18 protein-coding genes are annotated in these 18,161 nt (G+C 53.4%); 15 read left to right on the top strand and 3 right to left on the bottom strand.

Annotated features, from left to right (window positions below; genetic code table 11):
- The first annotated feature begins 52 nt into the window (after positions 1-52).
- The 3 genes from malX (at position 53) to add (ending at position 4,042) form a co-directional block, all read left to right on the top strand.
- Entirely contained in the window at positions 53-1,645 is a 1,593-nt protein-coding gene (gene malX / locus ACLJRH_RS12845) for a maltose/glucose-specific PTS transporter subunit IIBC (protein ID WP_000208903.1), read from the top strand.
- 9 nt (positions 1,646-1,654) lie between these two features.
- Positions 1,655-2,827 (top strand): MalY/PatB family protein, encoded by a 1,173-nt coding sequence (locus ACLJRH_RS12840; protein ID WP_023223277.1) that lies wholly within the window; start codon positions 1,655-1,657, stop codon positions 2,825-2,827.
- A 213-nt stretch (positions 2,828-3,040) separates the two neighbouring features.
- Positions 3,041-4,042 (top strand): adenosine deaminase, encoded by a 1,002-nt coding sequence (gene add / locus ACLJRH_RS12835; protein ID WP_000565565.1) that lies wholly within the window; start codon positions 3,041-3,043, stop codon positions 4,040-4,042.
- A 74-nt stretch (positions 4,043-4,116) separates the two neighbouring features.
- Here add and ACLJRH_RS12830 read toward each other — a convergent pair whose 3' ends face one another.
- Positions 4,117-5,157, bottom strand: a complete 1,041-nt coding sequence (locus ACLJRH_RS12830; RefSeq protein ID WP_000998242.1) for an oxidoreductase — start codon at positions 5,155-5,157, stop codon at positions 4,117-4,119.
- Positions 5,158-5,364: 207 nt separating this feature from the next.
- Between ACLJRH_RS12830 and blr the strand changes: the two genes are divergently transcribed.
- The 12 genes from blr to gstA all read left to right on the top strand — a co-directional run bounded on the left by blr (position 5,365) and on the right by gstA (position 15,797).
- Positions 5,365-5,490: a division septum protein Blr gene (blr, locus tag ACLJRH_RS12825; RefSeq protein ID WP_001708800.1), complete on the top strand. Its 126-nt coding sequence runs from the start codon at positions 5,365-5,367 to the stop codon at positions 5,488-5,490.
- Positions 5,491-5,786: 296 nt separating this feature from the next.
- Complete coding sequence (ydgT, locus tag ACLJRH_RS12820) at positions 5,787-6,002, top strand: transcription modulator YdgT (RefSeq protein ID WP_000217946.1); 216 nt, start codon at positions 5,787-5,789, stop codon at positions 6,000-6,002.
- A gap of 88 nt (positions 6,003-6,090) precedes the next feature.
- Positions 6,091-6,531, top strand: a complete 441-nt coding sequence (locus tag ACLJRH_RS12815; protein WP_000214061.1) for a DUF2569 domain-containing protein — start codon at positions 6,091-6,093, stop codon at positions 6,529-6,531.
- 76 nt (positions 6,532-6,607) lie between these two features.
- On the top strand, positions 6,608-7,189 hold the full coding sequence (rsxA, locus tag ACLJRH_RS12810) for an electron transport complex subunit RsxA (protein ID WP_023137221.1): 582 nt from the start codon (positions 6,608-6,610) through the stop codon (positions 7,187-7,189).
- Positions 7,189-7,767, top strand: a complete 579-nt coding sequence (gene rsxB / locus ACLJRH_RS12805) for an electron transport complex subunit RsxB (protein ID WP_001092600.1) — start codon at positions 7,189-7,191, stop codon at positions 7,765-7,767. Before rsxA ends, rsxB begins: the two co-directional genes overlap by 1 nt.
- Positions 7,760-9,967, top strand: coding sequence for an electron transport complex subunit RsxC (rsxC, locus tag ACLJRH_RS12800; protein WP_023891938.1), 2,208 nt, complete (start codon positions 7,760-7,762; stop codon positions 9,965-9,967). The genes rsxB and rsxC overlap by 8 nt, the downstream gene beginning before the upstream one ends.
- Positions 9,968-11,026, top strand: coding sequence for an electron transport complex subunit RsxD (gene rsxD, locus ACLJRH_RS12795; protein WP_023137442.1), 1,059 nt, complete (start codon positions 9,968-9,970; stop codon positions 11,024-11,026).
- Between the two features lie 3 nt (positions 11,027-11,029).
- Positions 11,030-11,650 (top strand): electron transport complex subunit RsxG, encoded by a 621-nt coding sequence (gene rsxG / locus ACLJRH_RS12790; protein ID WP_000920817.1) that lies wholly within the window; start codon positions 11,030-11,032, stop codon positions 11,648-11,650.
- Positions 11,651-11,652: 2 nt separating this feature from the next.
- Positions 11,653-12,345 (top strand): electron transport complex subunit E, encoded by a 693-nt coding sequence (locus ACLJRH_RS12785; protein ID WP_001289628.1) that lies wholly within the window; start codon positions 11,653-11,655, stop codon positions 12,343-12,345.
- On the top strand, positions 12,345-12,980 hold the full coding sequence (gene nth, locus ACLJRH_RS12780; protein WP_001030318.1) for an endonuclease III: 636 nt from the start codon (positions 12,345-12,347) through the stop codon (positions 12,978-12,980). Before ACLJRH_RS12785 ends, nth begins: the two co-directional genes overlap by 1 nt.
- 601 nt (positions 12,981-13,581) lie before the next feature.
- Positions 13,582-15,087: a dipeptide/tripeptide permease DtpA gene (gene dtpA / locus ACLJRH_RS12775; RefSeq protein ID WP_000100909.1), complete on the top strand. Its 1,506-nt coding sequence runs from the start codon at positions 13,582-13,584 to the stop codon at positions 15,085-15,087.
- Between the two features lie 104 nt (positions 15,088-15,191).
- Positions 15,192-15,797, top strand: a complete 606-nt coding sequence (gene gstA / locus ACLJRH_RS12770) for a glutathione transferase GstA (protein ID WP_000765727.1) — start codon at positions 15,192-15,194, stop codon at positions 15,795-15,797.
- Between the two features lie 58 nt (positions 15,798-15,855).
- Here gstA and pdxY read toward each other — a convergent pair whose 3' ends face one another.
- Positions 15,856-16,716 (bottom strand): pyridoxal kinase PdxY, encoded by an 861-nt coding sequence (gene pdxY, locus ACLJRH_RS12765; protein WP_000789740.1) that lies wholly within the window; start codon positions 16,714-16,716, stop codon positions 15,856-15,858.
- Positions 16,717-16,775: 59 nt separating this feature from the next.
- Positions 16,776-18,050: a tyrosine--tRNA ligase gene (tyrS, locus tag ACLJRH_RS12760; RefSeq protein ID WP_000168626.1), complete on the bottom strand. Its 1,275-nt coding sequence runs from the start codon at positions 18,048-18,050 to the stop codon at positions 16,776-16,778.
- Between the last annotated feature and the right edge of the window lie 111 nt (positions 18,051-18,161).

The raw sequence follows: 18,161 nt of genomic DNA, 5'->3' as shown, positions 1-18,161 counted from the left end.
TCTTTTCGCCATCATAACCTGACACCAGCCTTTATTAACAAGGAGTCGTTAGATGACGACGAAAACCACGCCAAAAATAACGCTATGGGAATTTTTCCAGCAACTGGGCAAAACGTTTATGTTGCCCGTCGCCTTGCTCTCGTTCTGCGGCATTATGCTCGGTATCGGCAGCTCGCTCAGTAGCCACGACGTTATCACCCTGCTCCCCGTGCTGGGTAATCCCTTGCTACAGGCTATCTTCACCTGGATGAGTAAAGTAGGTTCTTTTGCCTTTAGCTTCCTGCCGGTGATGTTTTGTATCGCGATTCCGCTCGGTCTGGCGCGGGAAAACAAAGGCGTCGCCGCGTTTGCCGGGTTTGTCGGTTATGCGGTCATGAACCTTGCAGTCAACTTCTGGCTCACGGCAAAAGGCATTCTGCCGACCACCGATGCGGCGGTGCTGAAAGCCAATAACGTACAAAATATTCTGGGCATCCCCTCTATCGATACCGGCATCCTCGGCGCCGTTATCGCTGGTATTATTGTCTGGATGCTGCATGAACGGTTTCATACCATTCGTTTGCCGGATGCGCTGGCTTTTTTCGGCGGTACGCGTTTTGTACCTATCGTTTCCGCCGTTGTGATGGGGCTCGTCGGCCTGGTTATCCCGCTCGTCTGGCCGGTTTTTGCGATGGGAATTAGTGGACTGGGTCATATCATCAATAGCGCCGGCGACTTTGGACCGATGATTTTCGGCACCGGCGAGCGCCTGCTGTTGCCTTTTGGTCTGCACCATATTCTGGTAGCGCTGATTCGCTTCACCGAGGCGGGGGGTACGCAAGAGGTATGCGGGCATACCGTGAGCGGCGCATTGACTATTTTCCAGGCCCAACTCAGTTGCCCAACGACGCACGGCTTCTCTGAAAGCGCCACTCGCTTCTTATCGCAAGGCAAAATGCCGGCGTTTCTCGGTGGGTTGCCGGGCGCCGCGCTGGCAATGTACCACTGTGCCCGTCCAGAAAACCGCCCTAAAATTAAAGGATTATTGATTTCCGGTTTAATCGCCTGCGTTGTCGGCGGTACAACGGAGCCGCTGGAATTCCTGTTCCTGTTCGTAGCGCCGGTGCTGTACGTTATTCATGCTCTGCTGACCGGACTGGGCTTTACCATCATGGCTATTCTCGGCGTCACTATCGGCAATACGGATGGCAATATTATTGACTTTGTGGTGTTTGGCATCCTGCATGGTCTGTCAACAAAATGGTATCTGGTACCGGTAGTGGCGGCGATTTGGTTTGCGGTTTACTACCTCATTTTCCGCTTCGCCATTACACGCTTTAACCTCAAAACACCGGGGCGCGAAGCGGAGATCGCCACCAGCATTGAAAAAGCGATCGCTGGCGCGCCAGGAAAATCCGGCTACAACGTGCCTGCTATCCTGGCGGCATTAGGCGGCACGGAAAACATCGTGAGTCTGGACAACTGCATCACCCGCCTACGTCTGTCCGTGAAAGATATGTCGCTTGTCGATGTCCAGGCATTGAAGGACAATCGTGCGATAGGCGTCGTACAGCTCAATCAGCATAATTTGCAGGTGGTTATCGGCCCGCAGGTTCAGTCGGTAAAAGATGAAATGGTTGGTCTGATGAATACCGTTCAGGCATAAGGAAGAGATATGTTCGATTTTTCACAGGAAGTTGACCGTCGCGGGACATGGTGTACGCAGTGGGATTATGTCGCCGATCGTTTTGGCGAAGCCGATCTGCTCCCCTTTACGATCTCGGATATGGATTTTGCCACCGCGCCGTGTATCCTGGAGGCGCTAAACCAGCGCCTTTCCCACGGTGTGCTGGGCTATAGCCGCTGGAAAAATGAGGCGTTTTTAGGGGCAATTACCCACTGGTTTGCGACACGCCATCAGACCACGATAGATGCCCACTCCCTCGTATACGGCCCCTCCGTTATCTATATGGCGTCCGAGCTTATCCGCCAGTGGTCCGACGAAGGCGATGGCGTGGTAGTTCATACCCCCGCTTACGATGCTTTTTATAAAGCGATTGAAGGCAACCATCGCATCGTCACTCCCGTCCCGCTGGAGAAAGAAGGCAACGCCTGGTATTGCGATATGGCCAAACTGGAGGCGGCGCTGGCGCGTCCGGAAAGCAAAATCCTGCTGCTGTGCAGTCCGCAAAATCCCACCGGTAAAGTGTGGACGCGTGACGAGCTGGAAACGATGTCAACGCTGTGCGAGCGCCATGGCGTACGGGTGATTTCCGATGAAATTCACATGGATATGGTATGGGGAAACCAGCCGCATATTCCCTGGAGCAATGTCGCGCGCGGAGACTGGGCGCTGCTCTCCTCCGGCTCGAAAAGCTTCAATATTCCGGCATTAACCGGCGCTTATGGAATCATTGAAAATAGTGAAAGCCGTGAACGCTACCTGGCCGCCTTAAAAGGGCGCGACGGCCTCTCTTCGCCAGCGGTGCTCTCGCTCACGGCGCATATTGCCGCGTATCAGCACGGCGCGCCGTGGCTGGATGCGTTACGCGCCTCGCTGGCGGCTAATATGCGCTATATTGAGCAGGCGCTGAATGGCGCCTTTCCGACGTTGAACTGGCAAGCGCCGCCATCGACCTATCTGGCCTGGATTGATCTCCGTTCACTCGGCATTGACGATCAAAAATTACAGCACACGCTCATTCATCAGGAGAAAGTCGCCATTATGCCCGGCGATACCTATGGCGCAGAAGGCCGGGGATTTGTGCGTCTGAATGCCGGATGCCCTCGCCTGAAACTTGAAAAAGGCGTCAACGGATTGATTAACGCTATCCGCACCGTTCGCTGATACCGTCTACAAGCGGGGTGTTGACCCTTTATCCTAAGATGCGATAACAGAGCCCCCCGTGAGCTAACCGGGGCGCGTTAAAGAGAATGATACAAAATTTCTCCCGCGCTCTCGCGAAGTTGCAACGTAATGACTCCGTTTTTGCAAAATTTCCAGAGGATTATCAATCTGTAGTATAATGGTGCGCACTTTTATTAAAAATTGAGTGCGCCCATGATTGATATTACGCTTCCTTTGACTGACATCCACCGCCACCTTGATGGCAACATTCGCGCCCAAACAATTCTGGATCTTGGTCGGCAGTTCAACATCGCCCTTCCCGCCCAAACGCTGGAAACGCTGATTCCGCATGTCCAGGTCACCTCAACCGAACCTGATTTAGTAAGCTTTCTCACGAAGCTCGATTGGGGGGTAAAAGTCCTGGCATCGCTTGACGCCTGCCGCCGTGTGGCCTTTGAAAATATTGAAGATGCCGCACGTAACGGCCTGCATTACGTCGAGCTTCGCTTTTCGCCCGGCTATATGGCGATGGCGCATCAGTTACCGATCGCAGGCGTGGTTGAAGCCGTTATCGACGGCGTACGCGACGGCTGTAACACGTTTGGCGTCGAGGCGCGACTCATTGGCATTATGAGCCGTACCTTCGGCGAGGCGGCATGTTTACAGGAGCTTGATGCGCTGCTGGCGCACAGAGAGAAAATCACCGCGCTGGATTTAGCCGGTGATGAGCTGGGCTTTCCCGGCAGTCTGTTTTTGTCACACTTTAATCGGGCGCGCGATGCGGGCTGGCATATTACCGTTCACGCAGGCGAAGCCGCAGGGCCGGAAAGTATCTGGCAGGCGATTCGCGAACTGGGGGCCGAACGTATCGGACATGGCGTAAAAGCTGTCGAAGATCGCGCGTTAATGGATTTTCTTGCACAGCAGCGTATCGGTATTGAATCCTGTCTGACCTCGAATATTCAGACCAGTACCGTCGCATCGCTGGCAGATCATCCGCTCAAAACCTTCCTTGAGCATGGCGTTCTCGCCAGTCTTAATACGGACGATCCGGCTGTTCAGGGCGTAGATATTATCCATGAATATCACGTCGCCGCGCCAGCGGCAGGATTGAGCCGCGAACAGATTCGCCAGGCGCAGATTAACGGTCTGGAAATCGCCTTTCTGAGCGATGGCGAAAAACGTGCGCTGCGCGAAAAAGTGGCCGCGGCGTAAAATTGCTTTATTGATGCTAACGCCCTCTCTCCGCCTGCGGTTTAATGCTATCCCAGGCGGAGAAATGCGACATCTCAGGCAAGGCACAGCGTCGCGCGATGTTTTGCCGATTCCATGCCCAGTTCAATCAACTCCATAATTTGAATCGCCTGACTTGCCGGCACGGGATTTTCACCGTTACCGTTTAACGCATCGCGGATGGCGGCATAATATGCCGGATAGTTACCCGGCAACGTAAGCCAGTTTTCTTCTTTGCGCGTCTCTCCCTCAACCAGGGTCAATACGCCGTCACGCATGTCGTATCCCCAGTCTTCCTGCGGTAAACGCTCGCCGTTTTTTAACCGTTCTTCCTGGGGATCGAGGCCATATTTTACATAGCTACCGCGCGAACCATGAACGATGTATCGCGCGGATTCCGCCGCGGCCAGCATCGTACCGTGCAAAATCACGCGGCGCTGGGGGTAGGATAAAATCGCGTGGAAATAATCTGTAGATTGCGCGCCCGGACGCAGCTGCGCTAAATCCACCGTCATGCTGACCGGCAGGCCAAAAAGTTGAATGGCCTGATCCAACAAGTGCGGCGCCAGATCGTACCAGATACCACTTCCCGGCCCGCCTTGCTCGCGCCAGCGGTCGCGCACCTGGGGACGGAAGCGATCAAAGTGGGACTCAAACAAGGACACCTCGCCGAGCACGCCATCCGCCAGCAAGGCTTTCAGCGTCAAAAAATCGCTGTCCCAGCGTCGGTTGTGGAAGACGGAAAGTACCCGGCCAGTGCTCCGCGCAAGCGCATCCAATTCTCGCGCCTGTGACAGTGTCACGGTAAAGGGTTTATCAACCACCACATGCTTACCGGCTTCCAGCGCAGCTTTCGCCAGCGGGAAATGGGTATCGTTGGGCGTCGGGATCACGATCAGGTCGATATGCGGATCGTTAAATAAGTGTCGGGGCTCAGAGACCACGGAAACCGCCGGCCAATCTGCTTTCACTTTTGTTTCATCGCTGCTGGATACCGCCGCAAGCTCTAGCCCTGGCGTTCCCATAATTAAGGGCGCATGAAAGGTTTTACTGGCGTAGCCATAACCGATTAACCCAACGCGGATTTTGTCATTCATCTCACTGCCTCCGGTTTTAGATATCGCTATTCCACACCATCGTGCGATTAGCCGCAATAGCGTCCTGACCATCAACGTAGCATCAAATGATTAACTTGTTACAGAACAGAGGCTGAAATCGTTTGCTTCCCTCTTGCCGACCGTTCGCCAGGAAAGTAACATTTACCCCCTGTGTTTATGGATAAATCAAAGCAAATGTCGTCAATAATGAATCGTCTTATTGAATTAACTGGGTGGATAGTTCTCGTTATCTCAGTCATTCTTTTAGGTATTGCCAACCATATTGACAATTACCAACCACCAGAGCCCACGGCTTCCGTTCAGAAGAAGTAAGCGTCAGATAATGTAAAGGCATTTTCGCGTGGTACGGTCAGCGGCGCCCCGGGGCGTGCAAAGAAAGTCAAAAACCGGCAAAAAAAACGAAATATGTCCTATCTGGTCTGACGTTTATTGCCTGTTGTAGGAAAGCGCGTTAACCTTTCGCCCCAGGCGCCATGTGGCGCCTGACTCTTTACCGGTAAGAATATTCCCTTTTTACCTGCACCCCTGACCTCTCACTGGTGCGGTTTTGTTTATTTTTTATCAGTGACTACTCCGTTGGCATTATATTTAATATGGATCAACTTTATATGACTGTTCAGGATTATCTATTAAAATTCCGCAAAATTAGTTCGCTCGAAAGTCTGGAAAAACTGTTCGACCACCTTAACTATACCCTTACTGATGACATGGACATTGTTAATATGTATCGCGCTGCAGATCACCGCCGTGCCGAACTGGTTTCCGGAGGACGCCTGTTCGATGTAGGTCAGGTTCCGCAATCCGTCTGGCGCTATGTGCAATAAAGAAAGTAGCGTTTAACATCAAAAACCTTATAATATTTGCCCCAAAATGAGCGGCATGACCGTTAACGCGCGTAACCCCGGAGAAGATATGACTACAACACCGCCACAACGAATTGGAGGCTGGCTTCTTGGCCCGTTAGCCTGGCTGTTAGTCGCGTTGTTGAGCGCCTCGCTGGCGTTATTACTCTACGTTATGGCGCTTGCCACACCGCAAACGTTCAAGACGCTTAGCGGACAGGAAACCGGTAATTTACTGCTATGGGGCATTTCATTTATTACCGCTATCGCCATGTGGTACTATACCCTGTGGTTGACGATCGCATTCTTCAAGCGCAGACGCTGCGTGCCGAAGCATTACATTATCTGGCTGCTGGTGTCGGTGTTACTGGCGGTTAAAGCATTTGCCTTTTCGCCCGTCTCAGATGCCTTTGCCGTGCGTCAGTTACTCTTCCCACTGTTGGCGACGGCGCTCATTGTGCCTTATCTCAAACGTTCAGCGCGCGTTAAAACAACGTTTGTTAATCCGTAATAACCCTACAGTTAACCTGTTGTCGCCTGTGGTAGTTTGACAGATAATAGGCGGCTTTTTTATTTCAGGCCGAAACATGACTGATTACCTGCTGCTCTTTGTCGGAACTGTACTGGTCAATAACTTTGTACTGGTCAAATTCCTGGGCCTTTGTCCCTTTATGGGCGTATCCAAAAAACTGGAAACCGCCATGGGGATGGGCCTCGCGACGACCTTTGTCATGACGCTGGCGTCGATATGCGCCTGGCTTATCGACACCTGGATACTTATTCCGCTGGATCTGATTTATCTGCGGACGCTGGCCTTTATCCTCGTCATTGCTGTGGTCGTGCAATTTACCGAAATGGTTGTACGGAAAACCAGCCCGGCGTTATACCGCTTGTTAGGCATCTTCTTACCACTGATTACCACTAACTGTGCGGTTCTGGGCGTAGCGTTACTGAATATTAATCTCGGTCATCACTTTCTTCAGTCGGCGCTGTACGGATTTTCCGCCGCCGTCGGTTTTTCATTAGTGATGATTCTGTTTGCCGCCATCCGCGAACGCCTTGCCGTGGCGGATGTGCCCGCCCCTTTTCGTGGTAACGCGATAGCATTGATTACCGCAGGATTAATGTCTTTGGCCTTTATGGGCTTTAGTGGTTTGGTGAAGTTGTAATGAATACTATCTGGATTGCCGTTGGCGCCCTGACCCTTCTGGGTCTGGTGTTCGGCGCCATTCTGGGTTATGCCTCCCGCCGATTCGCGGTTGAAGATGATCCGGTTGTTGAAAAAATCGATGCGATTTTGCCGCAGAGCCAGTGTGGTCAGTGCGGCTATCCCGGCTGTCGCCCCTACGCCGAAGCCGTGGGTCTCCAGGGCGAGAAAATCAATCGTTGCGCGCCCGGCGGCGAAGCCGTCATGCTGAAAATGGCAGAGCTGCTAAACGTAGAGCCGCAACCATGCGATGGTGAAGAACAGCAGGCTGCGCCAGTACGTATGCTGGCAGTTATTGATGAAAATAACTGCATTGGCTGCACAAAATGCATTCAGGCCTGCCCGGTTGACGCCATCGTTGGCGCAACGCGCGCCATGCACACGGTCATGAGCGATCTCTGTACTGGCTGTAATCTGTGCGTCGATCCGTGTCCGACGCACTGCATCGAATTACGTCCGGTGAATGAGACGCCCGACAGTTGGAAATGGGATTTGAACACCATTCCCGTTCGCATCATTCCCGTGGAACAACATGCTTAAACTATTTTCCGCTTTCAGAAAAGATAAAATCTGGGATTTCGACGGTGGTATTCATCCGCCCGAAATGAAGACCCAGTCAAACGGCACGCCGCTGCGCCAGGTGCCTTTAGCGCCGCGCTTTGTTATCCCTTTAAAACAGCACATTGGCGCTGAGGGCGAGCTGTGCGTTAGCGTCGGCGATCGCGTGCTACGCGGCCAGGCGCTTACCCGTGGACGTGGGAGAATGCTGCCGGTACACGCGCCCACCTCCGGGACGGTTATCGCTATTGCCCCCCACTCGACGGCACATCCTTCGGCGCTGGCGGAGTTAAGCGTCATCATTGATGCCGACGGCGAAGACCGCTGGATTGAACGCGAGGGCTGGTCTGATTACCGCGCCCACAGCCGTGAAGCGCTCATTGAACGCATTCATCAGTATGGCGTTGCCGGGCTTGGCGGCGCAGGGTTTCCCACCGGCGTTAAATTGCAGGGCGGCGGCGATAAAATCACTACGCTTATTATCAATGCCGCAGAGTGCGAACCTTACATTACGGCGGACGATCGTCTGATGCAGGACTGCGCCGCGCAGATTGTGGAAGGTATTCGCATCCTGGCGCATATTCTGCAACCGCGTGAGGTATTAATCGGCATTGAAGATAACAAACCGCAGGCTATTTCCATGCTGCGCGCCGTACTGGCTGACGCTCACGACATTTCGTTACGTGTTATCCCAACCAAATACCCTTCCGGCGGCGCAAAACAGCTCACCCAAATACTGACGGGAAAACAGGTTCCCCACGGCGGGCGATCCTCTGATATTGGCGTGCTGATGCAAAACGTCGGTACGGCTTATGCCGTTAAACGCGCCGTGGTTGACGGCGAACCGATCACAGAACGCGTTGTCACCTTAACGGGTGAAGCGGTAAGCCGTCCGGGTAACGTCTGGGCGCGGCTCGGCACTCCCGTTCGTCATTTGCTTAACGATGCCGGGTTCTGCCCTTCCGCTGACCAGATGGTCATCATGGGCGGCCCGTTGATGGGATTCACCCTTCCCTGGCTTGACGTACCGGTCGTAAAAATCACCAACTGCCTGCTGGCGCCATCCGTGACTGAAATGGGAGCGACTCAGGAAGAGAAAAGCTGTATTCGTTGCAGCGCTTGCGCTGACGCCTGCCCTGCCGACCTTTTACCGCAGCAGCTTTATTGGTTCAGCAAAGGGCAGCAGCATGACAAGGCTACCGCTCACCATATTGCTGATTGTATAGAATGCGGCGCCTGCGCCTGGGTCTGCCCGAGTAATATTCCGCTCGTCCAATATTTCCGTCAGGAAAAAGCGGAGATTAATGCGATCAGGCTTGAAGAAAAACGCGCCGCCGAAGCCAAAGCACGTTTTGAGGCTCGTCAGGCAAGACTGGAGCGCGAAAAAGCCGCCCGCCTTGCACGTCACAAGAGCGCAGCGGTACAACCAGCGGCAAAAGATCAGGATGCCATTGCCGCTGCGCTGGCGCGGGTAAAAGAGAAACAGGCGCAGGCCACGCAACCGGTGGTTATTCAGGCGGGTAGTCTGCCAGACAATAGCGCCGTCATCGCGGCCCGTGAAGCGCGTAAAGCGCAAGCGCGCGCTAAACAAGCCACTCATCCGATGGCTGACAGCGCGATACCCGGCGACGACCCGCGTAAAGCCGCAGTGGAGGCGGCTATCGCTCGCGCCAAAGCCCGTAAGCAGGAGCAGCAGGCCGGAAGCGAACCTGCCGAACCGGTCGATCCGCGTAAAGCCGCGGTGGAAGCGGCCATCGCCCGCGCCAAAGCCCGTAAGCAGGAGCAGCAGGCCGGAAGCGAACCTGCCGAACCGGTCGATCCGCGTAAAGCCGCAGTGGAAGCAGCCATCGCCCGCGCCAAAGCCCGCAAGCAGGAGCAGCAGGCCGGAAGCGAACCTGCCGAACCGGTCGATCCGCGTAAAGCCGCAGTGGAAGCGGCTATCGCCCGCGCCAAAGCCCGCAAGCAGGAGCAGCAGGCCGGAAGCGAACCTGCCGAACCGGTCGATCCGCGCAAAGCCGCGGTGGAGGCGGCTATCGCCCGCGCCAAAGCCCGCAAGCAGGAGCAGCAGGCCGGAAGCGAACCTGTCGTACCGGCCGACCCGCGTAAAGCCGCGGTTGCTGCGGCGATCGCCCGCGTTCAGGCAAAAAAAGCAGCACAGCAGCAGGTAGTTAACGAGGATTAAATGGTATTCAGAATCGCAAGCTCGCCTTATACCCATAACCAGCGCCAGACATCGCGAATCATGTTGCTGGTATTAATCGCCGCTCTGCCGGGGATTGCCGCGCAGACGTGGTTTTTTGGTTGGGGAACGCTTTTCCAGATCGTTCTGGCTGCCATCACGGCGCTCGTCGCGGAAGCCATTGTCCTTAGACTGCGCAAACAATCGGTCGCCAGTCACCTACAGGATTATTCCGCGTTATTGACGGGGCTTTTGCTGGCGGTCAGCATCCCTCCGCTCGCGCCCTGGTGGATGGTCGTGCTGGGAACCGGATTCGCCATTATTATCGCTAAACAGTTATATGGCGGGCTGGGACAAAACCCCTTTAATCCGGCAATGATCGGTTACGTGGTGCTCTTAATCTCCTTTCCGGTGCAAATGACAAGCTGGTTGCCGCCTTATGAAATAGCCGCAACAACGCCCGATATGCTGGACACGTTGCGGATGATTTTTACCGGGCATACCGCCAGCGGCGGCGATATGACACTGCTACGTATTGGTATTGACGGTATCAGCCAGGCGACGCCGCTGGATACGTTTAAAACGTCCTTGCGCGCCGGGCACTCCGTTGAGCAAATCATGCAGTACCCGATATACAGCGGCGCGCTGGCTGGCGTGGGCTGGCAGTGGATTAACCTCGCCTGGCTTGTCGGCGGCGTATTCCTGCTGTGGCAAAAAGCTATCCGCTGGCATATCCCGGTCAGTTTTCTACTGACGCTGGCGCTATGCGCCGCGTTAGGTTGGCTTTTCTCGCCCGCTACGCTGGCCTCGCCGCAGCTTCATCTGCTGTCAGGCGCCACCATGCTGGGCGCATTTTTTATCTTGACGGATCCGGTTACCGCCTCCACGACCAACCGTGGACGTTTAATTTTCGGCGCGCTGGCTGGGGTATTAGTGTGGCTGATTCGTAGCTTCGGCGGCTATCCGGACGGCGTTGCTTTTGCTGTCCTGTTGGCGAATATCACGGTTCCTCTGATCGACTACTACACGCGCCCCCGCGTCTATGGACATTGCAAAGGATAAACCATGCTGAAAACGATTCGTAAACACGGTATTACGCTGGCGCTTTTTGCCGCAGGTTCTACCGGATTGACTGCGGTGATTAATCAGATGACAAAATCAACCATCCACGAACAAGCGCTGCAACAACAGCATGCCCTGTTCGATCAGGTATTGCCGCCAGATCGTTACAATAATAATCTGCAAGATAGCTGTTATCTGGTCGATGCGCCCGCCCTCGGCAAAGGCACACATCGTGTTTTTATCGCTCGCAAGGATGATAAACCCGTAGCGGCCATCATTGAGGCCACCGCGCCAGATGGCTATTCCGGCGCTATCCAGCTTATTGTTGGCGCAGATTTCAACGGTACCGTCCTGGGGACGCGCGTGACGGAACATCATGAGACGCCAGGGTTAGGTGATAAAATTGAGCGCCGTTTGTCTGACTGGATTACCCACTTTAGCGGTAAAACCATCAGCGGTGAAAATGATACGCACTGGGCGGTGAAAAAGGATGGCGGTGATTTTGATCAATTTACCGGGGCGACAATAACGCCGCGCGCCGTGGTGAATGCGGTTAAACGCGCCGGGCTGTACGCCGAATCACTGCCCGCTCAGCTCCCCCATTTAACCGCCTGTGGAGAATAGCCATGAGCGAAATAAAAGACATTGTTGTTCAGGGGTTATGGAAAAATAACTCTGCTCTGGTGCAGCTACTTGGCCTGTGCCCTTTACTGGCGGTGACGTCTACGGCAACCAACGCTCTGGGGCTGGGTCTGGCCACAACGCTGGTATTAACGCTGACCAACCTTACGGTATCCGCACTACGTCGCTGGACGCCGGCAGAAATCCGTATCCCGATTTACGTTATGATCATTGCCTCGGTGGTAAGCGCAGTACAGATGCTGATCAATGCGTATGCGTTCGGTTTATATCAGTCTTTAGGGATTTTTATTCCGCTGATTGTAACGAACTGCATTGTTGTCGGTCGCGCCGAAGCGTTTGCCGCGAAAAAAGGACCGTGGCTTTCCGCGTTGGACGGTTTTTCCATCGGCATGGGCGCGACAGGCGCGATGTTCGTGCTGGGTTCGCTGCGCGAGATCCTCGGGAATGGTACGCTTTTCGATGGCGCGGATAGCCTGCTGGGAGGCTGGGCAAAAGTATTACGGGTCGAGATATTTCACACCGACTCGCCTTTCCTGCTGGCGATGCTACCGCCAGGCGCGTTTATCGGCCTGGGGCTCATGCTGGCGGTAAAATATCTTATTGATGAAAAAATGAAGAAACGCCGCGCCGAAACCGCGCCTTCCGCTGTTCCGGCAGGTGAAACAGGGAAAGTCTGATGAACAAAGCAAAAAGGCTGGAAATTCTGACGCGCCTGCGCGACAACAATCCGCACCCCACAACGGAACTCAATTTCACGTCGCCGTTTGAGTTGCTGATTGCCGTGTTGCTTTCCGCGCAGGCAACCGACGTCAGCGTGAACAAGGCTACCGCCAAACTTTACCCGGTCGCCAATACGCCAGCCGCGATGCTGGAACTGGGCGTAGAAGGCGTGAAATCCTATATCAAAACCATCGGTTTATTTAACAGTAAAGCGGAAAACGTGATTAAGACCTGCCGTATTTTACTGGACAAGCATAATGGCGAAGTGCCGGAGGATCGGGCGGCGCTGGAAGCGCTTCCCGGCGTGGGGCGTAAAACCGCTAACGTGGTGCTAAATACCGCCTTCGGCTGGCCGACCATCGCCGTTGATACGCATATATTTCGTGTATGCAACCGAACACAGTTCGCGCCGGGTAAAAATGTCGAGCAGGTAGAAGAGAAGTTACTGAAAGTGGTGCCGAATGAGTTCAAAGTGGACTGCCATCACTGGTTAATTTTGCATGGCCGCTATACCTGTATCGCCCGAAAACCCCGCTGCGGCTCCTGCCTCATTGAAGACCTTTGCGAATACAAAGAAAAAGTCGATATTTGATATGCTCGGAGCGCGTCCGTCACGCCAGCGCGCTCCCACCTTCGGCCTGGATCTATTTTAGCCATCAATCATTCCAGTCTCTGTCCTTTTTCTGATGTAATGTGCTTTCGTTTTCCCTCCACGTCAGGTTAATCATTTTTTTAATCGCAAAAATTTCTATCTATCCGTGATCAGGATCACTTTGATAACTTCATGTGAAATTTAATGACATCTAAGGTTACATTTACAACCGGATAGACTGACGCCCCGTTTTCACTACAAAATATTACTCTGCCATTTTTTCAGATAATGGCCTATATCACTGCTTTTCACCTTAAATAGCAGAAGATATCGCCTTTCACCCAAACCAATGGCCTTTTTGCAGTGTAAAAATCTGCCATTCTTCAAATGAAGAAATTTAACGCTGGATAACATTTCTGACATCGGACGATTCAACCAGAAGAGTTATATGTAACAGATTATTACAAAGCTCTTGTCTGGAGAGGAAAGATAGTGAACATTACCTGCCGTTTCCCCTCCAATATAACAATCGGACGGATGAGTCTGACTCATCACGCGCCAGACAATCCCTGTTAATACGGGGCGTAAAAAAGAGGTAAAAGTGTCTACTGCAAACAAAAAACCAACTGAGAGCGTCAGTTTGAACGCTTTCAAACAACCGAAGGCGTTCTATCTCATCTTCTCGATAGAGTTATGGGAGCGTTTTGGTTATTACGGCCTGCAAGGCATTATGGCCGTCTACCTGGTAAAACAACTGGGTATGTCAGAAGCGGATTCCATCACCCTTTTCTCTTCCTTCAGTGCGCTGGTGTACGGCCTGGTCGCCATTGGCGGTTGGTTAGGTGATAAAATTCTGGGCACCAAACGCGTTATTATGCTGGGTGCCGTGGTGCTGGCTATCGGTTATGCGCTGGTCGCATGGTCTGGTCATGACGCTGGCATCGTCTATATGGGCATGGCGGCTATCGCTGTGGGTAACGGTCTGTTTAAAGCTAACCCGTCTTCCCTGCTGTCTACCTGTTACGCGAAGGACGATCCGCGTCTCGACGGCGCATTTACGATGTATTATATGTCCGTCAACATCGGCTCCTTCTTCTCTATGCTGGCGACGCCGTGGCTGGCGGCGCGTTATGGCTGGAGCACCGCGTTTGCGCTTAGCGTCGTCGGTATGCTGATAACCGTCGTTAACTTTGCTTTCTGCCAGCGTTGGGTGAAAAGCTACGGTTCCAAACCCGACTTTGAACCGATCAACTTCCGTAATCTGCTGCTGACAATCGTGGGTATTGTCGTTCTGATTGCGGTCGCCACCTGGCTGCTGCACAACCAGGACATCGCGCGTATGGTGCTGGGCGTAATCGCTCTTGGCATCGTCATTATCTTCGGTAAAGAAGCGTTTTCCATGCACGGCGCGGCTCGCCGTAAAATGATCGTCGCCTTTATTTTGATGCTGCAGGCGATTATCTTCTTCGTACTGTACAGCCAGATGCCGACGTCGCTGAACTTCTTTGCCATTCGTAACGTCGAGCACTCTATTCTCGGTATCGCGTTCGAACCGGAACAGTATCAGGCGCTGAACCCATTCTGGATCATTATCGGCAGCCCGATTCTGGCCGCTATCTATAACAGGATGGGCGATACGCTGCCGATGCCGATGAAATTCGCCATTGGTATGGTGCTGTGTTCCGGCGCGTTCCTGATTCTGCCGCTGGGCGCCAAATTTGCGAACGATGCCGGCATCGTATCCGTAAACTGGCTGATCGCAAGCTACGGCCTGCAAAGTATCGGTGAGCTGATGATCTCCGGTCTGGGACTGGCAATGGTCGCACAGTTGGTTCCGCAGCGTCTGATGGGTTTCATCATGGGTAGCTGGTTCCTGACAACGGCAGGCGCTAACATCATCGGCGGTTATGTCGCCAACCTGATGGCTGTGCCGAGCGACGTGACTGACCCACTGATGTCCCTGGAAGTCTATGGTCGCGTATTTATGCAGATTGGCATAGCAACCGCCGTTATCGCCATCCTGATGCTGCTGACAGCGCCTAAGCTGAACCGTATGACCCAGGACGATGATAACGCTGAAAAAGGCTCTAAAGCCGCTACAGTTTAATTTTCCGGGAAACAACATTCAGGCCGCTAACTGTGCGTTAGCGGCTTTTTTTTTGCTCGTCCCCGCACTACCATACTTTAAACCTCAGCAAAAAGGAGTTACCGATGAAACTGTTCTACAAACCGGGTGCCTGCTCTCTTGCTTCCCATATTACCCTGCGCGAAATTGGCAAAGACTTTACGCTTGATGGCGTCGATCTCGCAAAAAAACGCCTGGAAAATGGTGATGATTACCTGGCAGTCAACCCTAAAGGACAGGTTCCGGCTCTGCTGCTGGATGACGGCACACTGTTGACTGAAGGCGTCGCCATTATGCAGTACCTCGCCGACAGCGTTCCCGACCGCCAGCTTCTGGCGCCGGTAAGTAGTCTTGCTCGCTATCATACGCTGGAATGGCTCAACTATATTGCAACGGAACTGCATAAAGGCTTTACCCCGCTGTTCCGCCCTGACACGCCGGAAACACTTAAACCCGCCGTTCGCGCCGGTCTGGAAAAGAAATTGCAGTATGTGGATGAGTCGCTTTCAGACGACCAGTGGATTTGCGGCCAGCGTTTTACCATTGCAGACGCTTATCTGTTTACCGTATTGCGTTGGGCCTATGGCGTAAAACTGAATATGGACGGGTTAACGCATATTGAAAGTTATATGCAGCGTGTCGCAAAAAGACCGACCGTTGCGGCAGCGCTTAAAGCGGAAGGACTGAATTAATGTCATGTTGCCGGATAGCTCGCTGTAGCGCCATCCGGCCTCTTTTTAGCAGCAATAATTACAGCCGCGTTGCGCTGAAGTAATGTTCAGGGTTAGCGATCCTGTCCTGGGCCGCCACGACCTGCAGTTCGTACTCCTGCATCGTTTTGGTGGCGATCATAATCTCATAGACTGCCGCCGTAACGTGCTCCAGCGCCTGCTGCAACGTCGCGCCCTGCAAAAGTTTGACCAGCAATAAACCACTGGTGACATCGCCAACGCCAACCGGCTGACGTGAACCGAAATCCACCAGCGGACGGCTAATATGCCAGGCTTCCTGCGCTGTCACCAGCAGCATTTCAAAGCGTTCTGAACTGTAACCGGCGCGGGCGAGATGTTTTACCAGTACAATTTCTGGCCCCTGAGCAATCAGTTCACGCGCCGCCTGCACGGCGTCATCCACACTATTCACGCTATGTTTGCTGAGAATTTCCAGTTCAATCAGGTTAGGCGCGATAATATCGCTGGCGGGTAGCGCATAACGCACATGGAACTCTGCGACGCCAGGCGCCACGATACAACCCTTTTCCGGATGCCCCATCACGGGATCGCAGAAATATTTTGCCTGCGGATTTGCCGCTTTAACCTGGCGCACAATACCGAGAATGTGTTCTCCCTGCTCGGCAGATCCCAGGTAACCGCTAAGTACGGCGTCGCAGTGCGCTAACTGGCCAATGTCCGCAATCCCCTGGACAATCTCAGTCAGATGGCTGGGCGGCATGACACAGCCGGTCCATTTACCATATTGCGTGTGGTTAGAAAACTGAACGGTATTCAGCGGCCAAACATTCGCGCCAAGACGGCGCATGGGAAATTCGGCGGCGCTGTTGCCCGCATGTCCGAAAACAACATGGGACTGGATAGCGAGGATATTCTTCATTTTTTTACCTGAACATCAAAAATAAGGGAGTGATTTCTCACTCCCTGTTACTTAATGCCTTATTTCCAGCAAATCAGACAATAGTTCTTTTTGCCGCGACGTAATAAGGTATAGCGGCCAAACAGACGGTCCTCATCGTTAAAGATGTATTCAGGATCGGATTGTTTTTCACCATTGATAGTGACAGCGTTGGAGGCGATAGTCTTACGCGCCTGACCACGTGACGGCTGGAGCTCGGCGTCTACCAGCGCCTGCATCAGGTCGGCGCCTTTTTCCATTTCAACCATCGGTACGCCGTCCTGCGCCAACTGCTCAAAGTCAGCTTCGCTCAGCGCGCTCAGTGAACCGCTGAACAGACATTCAGTGATCCGTTTCGCCGCGACCAGCCCTTCTTCACCATGAACCAGGCGCGTCACCTGCTCGGCCAGCACATACTGCGCGCGCGGCGCTTTCCCGCTGTTTTTATCTTCTTCTTCCAGGGCATTGATCTCTTCAATGTCCATAAAAGTGAAGAATTTCAGGAAGCGATAAACATCGGCATCTGCGGTGTTAATCCAGAACTGGTAGAATTTGTACGGACTGGTTTTCTTCGGATCCAGCCAGACAGCGCCGCCTTCGGTTTTACCGAATTTCGTGCCGTCAGCTTTGGTGATCAGTGGAACGGTCAAACCAAATACCTGATTCTGGTGCAGGCGACGGGTCAGGTCGATACCGGAAGTGATGTTCCCCCACTGGTCAGAACCGCCAATCTGTAAGGCAACGCCGTGCAGTTTATTCAGACAAGCGAAGTCGTACCCCTGTAGCAGGTTATAAGAGAACTCCGTGAAAGAGATACCCTGATCGTCACGGTTCAGACGCTGCTTCACCGCTTCTTTGTTGATCATCTGATTAACGGAAAAATGTTTACCGATATCGCGCAGGAAAGTCAGCACATTCATGCTGCCGAACCAGTCATAGTTATTGGCCGCGATAGCGGAGTTTTCGCCGCAATCAAAGTCCAGGAATGGGGCAACCTGTTTACGAATTTTCGCCACCCACTCCTGAACGGTCTCTTCAGTGTTCAGTTTACGCTCGGCGGCTTTGAAGCTCGGGTCGCCAATCAGACCGGTCGCGCCGCCTACCAGCGCAACAGGTTTGTGCCCTGCCTGCTGGAAGCGTTTCAGGCATAACAATGGAACCAGATGCCCCAAATGCAAGCTGTCAGCGGTAGGATCGAAGCCGCAATAGAGCGCGATCGGGCCTTGCGCCAGTCGCTCTGCCAACGCGTCTTCGTCCGTCACCTGGGCTACCAGCCCCCGCTCTTGCAATTGTTTAATCAAGTTACTGCTTGCCATCAAAATCTCCATGTATAAAACGACTGCACCTTTGCCGGTACACGACTTTTCGCCAGACGCGAAAGAGACATAGCATAAAACGGCGGATTCATCCGCACCAGTGCTTAAAAC

This window comes from Salmonella sp. SAL04162, from assembly GCF_046551535.1.
In the GTDB taxonomy this organism is placed as follows: Bacteria; Pseudomonadota; Gammaproteobacteria; order Enterobacterales; family Enterobacteriaceae; genus Salmonella; species Salmonella enterica.
The sequence above is the reverse complement of the archived record's forward strand: the minus strand, read 5'-3'. Positions and strand labels throughout refer to the sequence as shown.